Below are 5,185 nucleotides of genomic sequence, written 5' to 3' on the forward strand. Positions count from 1 at the left end.
CATGCGGAACGTATTGTCCTTTGTGCTCCAGCTCGCGGGGCGCTCTGCGACTGCGTCATTTGCAATCGTCGAAAAGGGCGTCGCCGGATCGCTCAGCATCGGCGCGCACATCTGCAGATACCTGGTCCAGAGACTGAGCAGCCGGGTCTGTGTATCTGCCGCCGCAGGTGCTGCGTGAAGCGTTATCACAATAAGACAAAGAAGGCAGCGGATCATGACGCCCCCCCCGGCCGGTAGTAGATCAGGGCGTAGTTGTTCCAGTCCACATCCTGAACTCGCTCGGTCGCGATAATCGCCGGGCCGGGCACTGACCAGGCCTCGCTGATTGAGCGGCCCAGGGGTGCCGGATCGGTCTTCACAGCCTCAGGGAACCGCACCGTCACATAGCGTTCAAACTGCTCGGTCTGGCCGGTGCGCGCGCGCGCCTGCACCAGGCACATATTTTCGGAAACTGCGACCGCCGGCCTGGAATCGTCCACCACGAAGGCCCGGGTGCCCGGGGTGCCACGATCCGGCAGTGCGACATATCCCGCCCGCCGCAGCGCTGTTTCCCGCGCCGCCAGCCCCGAGGTCTCGACACAGAAGCGCTCAAAGGTGCCGACCATCCGCGCCGGGCTGCTTTTCGGCACAAGGTTGGCCCGCCAGGTATTGTCCAGCTCCGCCACGTCAGCCGACCGGTCTCCCGTGGCGCATCCGCCAAGGAGCACGGCCGCGCTGGCGACAGCGCCGGGCAGAGGGCCGGAACGGGTCACGCCTCAGCCCTTTACGGCTTTCACGATCTTCTGCGCACCATCTTTGAGATCGTCCGCGGCGATCACATCAACATCGGAGTTGTTGATGATGTCTTTACCCTGTTGCACATTGGTACCTTCAAGACGCACCACGAGCGGCACTTGAAGACCCACCTCTTTAACCGCCGCCACAACGCCCTCGGCGATCACATCACAGCGCATGATTCCGCCAAAGATATTCACCAGGATGCCTTTGACGTTCGGATCGGAGGTGATGATTTTGAAGGCCTCGGTGACCTTTTCCTTTGTTGCACCGCCGCCCACGTCAAGAAAGTTCGCAGGTTCCGCACCATAAAGCTTGATGATGTCCATGGTCGCCATTGCAAGACCCGCCCCGTTTACCATACAGCCGATCTCGCCATCGAGCGCGATGTAGTTGAGGTCGTATTTGGAGGCTTCAAGCTCTTTGCTGTCTTCCTCTGTGGTGTCGCGCAACTCAGCGATATCCGCATGGCGATAGATCGCATTGCCGTCAAAAGCCACTTTGGCGTCGAGCACCTTCAGATCGCCACTGTCGGTCACGATCAGAGGATTGATCTCCAGCATCTCCATGTCTTTTTCCATGAAGGCTTTGTACAGCAGCCCCATCAGGCCGACACATTGTTTGACCTGCTTGCCCTCAAGCCCGAGCGAAAAAGCAATGCGGCGCCCGTGAAACGGCTGATAGCCGGTCGCAGGGTCTACAGAAAAGCTCAGGATTTTCTCAGGGGTAGAGGCGGCAACCTCTTCGATGTCCATGCCGCCTTCGGTGGAGCAGACGAAACTCACCCGGCTGGTCTGGCGATCCACGAGCAGTGCCAGATAGAGCTCGGTTTCAATGCCCGATCCGTCTTCTATGTAGATCCGGTTTACCTGTTTGCCGACCGGACCGGTCTGATGCGTGACGAGCGTGCGACCGAGCATCTTCTTTGCTTCCTCGGCGGCTTCCTCAACCGATTTTGTCAGGCGCACGCCGCCCTTTTCGCCGGCATCAGCTTCTTTGAACGTCCCCTTGCCCCGGCCACCCGCGTGGATTTGCGCCTTGACCACCCACAGGGGGCCATCAAGGGCACCGGCTGCGGTTTTGGCTTCTTCGGCGCGGAGCACGACGCGTCCGTCAGAAACCGGTGCACCATAGCTGCGAAGTAATGCTTTGGCCTGGTATTCGTGGATATTCATCGTTCTGGTCCCGTACTGATTGATCGGTTCTCTTGCAGCTACTGCACCTTGTCAGGCGCCGGAAGAAAACCGTTTTTCTCAGCAAACGGGTAATATACCGGGGAAAAGAGAATTTTGTGATCACACGCTGAAAAACTGTGATCACAAGAGGCCTGGATGATGCCGGTGCAGTCTGACCGCAGAGGAATCATTCTGATTTTCGGTTATTTCTCTCGGTCGAGCGGTAGTACGGACGATTCTGGCCTGGCTGTCAGAGTAACCCGAAGGTCTCCGGCCTCATGCCATTGTTTTTTTGCAGCCAGTCAAGGCGCTGCTCCGATGGGGCGATATATCCGGAAACGACGGGCAGGTAATGACGTTTTTGCGTTATTATAAAAAGGTATGCCGCAACGCAGGTAGCGTGACCCGGGATCATGGGCAACCTGCAAAAAAGAGGGCCCCGGAATCGCCCCGGGGCCCTCAGTCATCAACTTGTATCAGAGCGAACTATCAATGCCTTTGCAGGCCTCGACAAGACCTTTGACAGCAGTAACGGAATTGTCGAACATGGTCTGCTCGTCTTTGTTCATGCTGATCTCGACCACGCGCTCAATGCCGCCGGCACCGATAACTGTCGGAACGCCTACATAAAAACCCTTCAGCCCGTAAGCACCATCGACATATGCAGCACAGGGCAGAACGCGTTTCTGGTCTTTGAGATAGCTCTCTGCCATTTCAATTGCGGAGGTCGCCGGTGCATAGAAGGCCGATCCGGTTTTCAGCAGGCCCACGATCTCGGCGCCACCATCACGGGTGCGTTGCACAATGGCATCCAGTTTTTCCTGCGTAGTCCAGCCCATTTTGACCAGATCCGGTAGCGGGATGCCGGCCACCGTAGAATAGCGTACCAGCGGTACCATCGTGTCACCATGGCCGCCCAGCACAAAGGCGGTGACATCTTTCATGGAAACGTTGAATTCGTCTGCGAGGAAGTGCCGGAAGCGCGCGGAATCCAGCACACCTGCCATGCCGCAGACCTTTTCATGCGGCAGGCCGGAAAATTCCCGCAAAGCCCAGACCATTGCGTCGAGCGGGTTGGTAATGCAGATAACAAAGGCTTCAGGTGCATGTGCGGCAATGCCCTCGCCCACGGATTTCATGACCTTGAGGTTGATGCCGAGCAGATCGTCCCGGCTCATGCCGGGTTTGCGCGCCACACCGGCCGTCACGATGCAGACATCCGCCCCGGCGATATCCTCATAAGACTGCGTTCCGGACAAGGTTGCGTCGAATTTCGCGGACGGACCGCTCTCCGCGATATCGAGGGCTTTCCCTTCGGGAACGCCCTCGGCGATGTCGAACAGAACGACGTCGCCAAGTTCCTTGAGCGCTGCAAGGTGGGCGAGCGTGCCGCCGATCTGGCCGGCGCCGATCAGTGCGATTTTGGGTCTTGCCATTATTAAATGCTCCGCATGCGGTTGAAGTTGGCCACGTGCTACCCAATCACAGCAACTTGCGCAAGTTCGGTCACGACAGGGCGATGACGCGGGTCTGCAGCAGAGATTGTGGACTCCCACAGGGTTTCCCGCCAGAAATGCGCGGCATGCTCTCGCTGGACCTCACATTTTTTCTCATAGCCGGACCGGCGGTCATTTTCGCCGGAATTTCCAAGGGCGGCTTCGGCTCCGGGGCGGCATTTGCCGCAGCAAGTGTGCTCGCGGTGGTGATCGAACCGGGGCTTGCGCTTGGAGTTATGTTGCCGCTGCTCATGCTGATCGATTTCAGCACATTGCGACCTTACTGGCGAAAATGGAATGCCGAGGCCGCATTTCTGCTCGTACTCGGGGCGCTGCCCGGCGTGATGCTGGGAGCGGCACTTTACAAAGTCGCCGAGCCGGATGTCTTCCGAGTGCTGATCGGTCTGATTTCTGTGGGGTTTGTCGTGTGGCAACTGGCCACGCGCTGCGGTCTGTTGCGTCCCGCGCCGGCTGTTCTGCCGCGCAGCATCGGAGCTCTGGCCGGGGCAGTTGCAGGCTTCACCAGCTTTGTCAGTCATGCCGGCGGGCCGCCTGCGGCCGTTTATCTTTTGTCACTGCGCCTGTCGAAAACTGAGTTCCAGGCAACCACGGTACTGGTTTTTTTAGTTGTGAATATCTTCAAATTTGTGCCCTATGCGTTTCTGGGCATGTTCACATCGCAGACGCTGACGGCAAATCTTGTGCTTGCGCCGTTTGCGGTTTTCGGAGCCTGGCTCGGTGTTCGTGCACACCGGATAGTTTCGCAGGATCTGTTTTTTCTCGTAACCTATGTGCTTCTCACCGCAACCGGTGCGAAACTGATCTGGGACGGTCTGACCTGACGCGAGGCACGGATGTTCGTCCGACGCAACCGCCCGGGCCCGGAACATCATACCGGGCCGGAAGATCGCGCGTGTTCAGGCGTCGTTACCTTTTGCCGGAAGTGCTTCCGCAAGTGTCTCAAAAGACTGGCCCGAGGCCACAAGACAGGTCAGGCCGTTCGGCGTTGTCACTGTAATCGTCCATGTGCCGGTCTCATCGGAGGCGAACACCTCGATTACCGCGTTGTTCGCGCCAAGACCCATTGACTGCCGGCTCTCGCCATAACCCTGAGCCAGGCGATCTACGACTGCCTCGCGCGGGCCGCAGTTGCGCGTGTTCTGCGCGGACGCGTCCGTAACTGATGTGATCCAGAGAGCTGCCGCTGCCGTCAATGCGCCCAGGTGCAGAAGTTTAGATATGCGTGTCATACTTATGTCTGCCTTCATTCGAAAGGCGTCACCCGCTGTCATCACTATGCCGGTTCCCGGCGATGACCGGGCGGCCCCGGTTCAAGAAATGGCGATTTTTCTGCCGCGTGCTGAACAGCGCTTGTGCCGGCCCCTGGCAGCAGAAATACCGATGTCCTGACTATCAGTGACAGCCCTGAAATATTGGTTAACCGGCCGGACGCAAAAGGTTGCATTTGATATTTGCTGCAATGCAGCGAAAGAGGACTTGCGTTTTAGTAAAGAAAATGCGTCTTTCCGGGAAATATTCTGTCGCGCAGCATGCGCCATCTTCGCGGAGATTTCATCATGTCATCAGCCAGCCGCCCCCTGAGGTCTGTTCTCTATATCCCGGCCTCCCGGACCCGCGCGTTGGAAAAAGCGCGCGAACTGCCTGCGGATGCCGTTATTTTCGATCTCGAAGATGCTGTCGCCCCTGAAGAAAAAGAAGGCGCGCGCGCGACTCTGGCAA

7 protein-coding genes are annotated in these 5,185 nt (G+C 58.1%); 2 read left to right on the forward strand and 5 right to left on the reverse strand.

What is annotated here, in order from left to right:
• From Q0M35_RS17235 to mdh, 4 genes are all read right to left on the reverse strand, one after another.
• A partial coding sequence (locus Q0M35_RS17235; RefSeq protein WP_295317495.1) for a hypothetical protein occupies positions 1–216 on the reverse strand: 216 nt, incomplete at its 3' end.
• Positions 213–752, reverse strand: a complete 540-nt coding sequence (locus Q0M35_RS17240) for a hypothetical protein (protein ID WP_295317496.1) — start codon at positions 750–752, stop codon at positions 213–215. The genes Q0M35_RS17240 and Q0M35_RS17235, both read right to left, overlap by 4 nt.
• 3 nt (positions 753–755) lie before the next feature.
• Positions 756–1,949 (reverse strand): ADP-forming succinate--CoA ligase subunit beta, encoded by a 1,194-nt coding sequence (gene sucC / locus Q0M35_RS17245; protein ID WP_295317497.1) that lies wholly within the window; start codon positions 1,947–1,949, stop codon positions 756–758.
• Positions 1,950–2,425: 476 nt separating this feature from the next.
• On the reverse strand, positions 2,426–3,385 hold the full coding sequence (gene mdh, locus Q0M35_RS17250; RefSeq protein ID WP_295317498.1) for a malate dehydrogenase: 960 nt from the start codon (positions 3,383–3,385) through the stop codon (positions 2,426–2,428).
• Between the two features lie 146 nt (positions 3,386–3,531).
• On the opposite strand from mdh, the gene Q0M35_RS17255 reads away from it, so the two are divergent.
• Positions 3,532–4,287: a sulfite exporter TauE/SafE family protein gene (locus tag Q0M35_RS17255; RefSeq protein WP_295317499.1), complete on the forward strand. Its 756-nt coding sequence runs from the start codon at positions 3,532–3,534 to the stop codon at positions 4,285–4,287.
• A gap of 75 nt (positions 4,288–4,362) precedes the next feature.
• Here the strand turns inward: Q0M35_RS17255 and Q0M35_RS17260 are convergent, their stop codons facing one another.
• Entirely contained in the window at positions 4,363–4,695 is a 333-nt protein-coding gene (locus Q0M35_RS17260; RefSeq protein WP_169641670.1) for a hypothetical protein, read from the reverse strand.
• Positions 4,696–5,022: 327 nt separating this feature from the next.
• Between Q0M35_RS17260 and Q0M35_RS17265 the strand changes: the two genes are divergently transcribed.
• Positions 5,023–5,185: aldolase/citrate lyase family protein (locus Q0M35_RS17265; protein ID WP_295317500.1), on the forward strand; the 163-nt coding region annotated here is incomplete at its 3' end.

Source organism: Roseobacter sp., from assembly GCF_024639605.1.
Taxonomy (GTDB): domain Bacteria; phylum Pseudomonadota; class Alphaproteobacteria; order Rhodobacterales; family Rhodobacteraceae; genus Roseobacter.

What these genes read in the sequence shown, in the direction of transcription:
- Q0M35_RS17260 (WP_169641670.1), bottom strand. Translation starts at nt 4,695, where the DNA reads ATGACACGCATATCTAAACTTCTGCACCTGGGCGCATTGACGGCAGCG.
- sucC (WP_295317497.1), bottom strand. Translation starts at nt 1,949, where the DNA reads ATGAATATCCACGAATACCAGGCCAAAGCATTACTTCGCAGCTATGGT.
- mdh (WP_295317498.1), bottom strand. Translation starts at nt 3,385, where the DNA reads ATGGCAAGACCCAAAATCGCACTGATCGGCGCCGGCCAGATCGGCGGC.
- Q0M35_RS17255 (WP_295317499.1), top strand. Translation starts at nt 3,532, where the DNA reads ATGCTCTCGCTGGACCTCACATTTTTTCTCATAGCCGGACCGGCGGTC.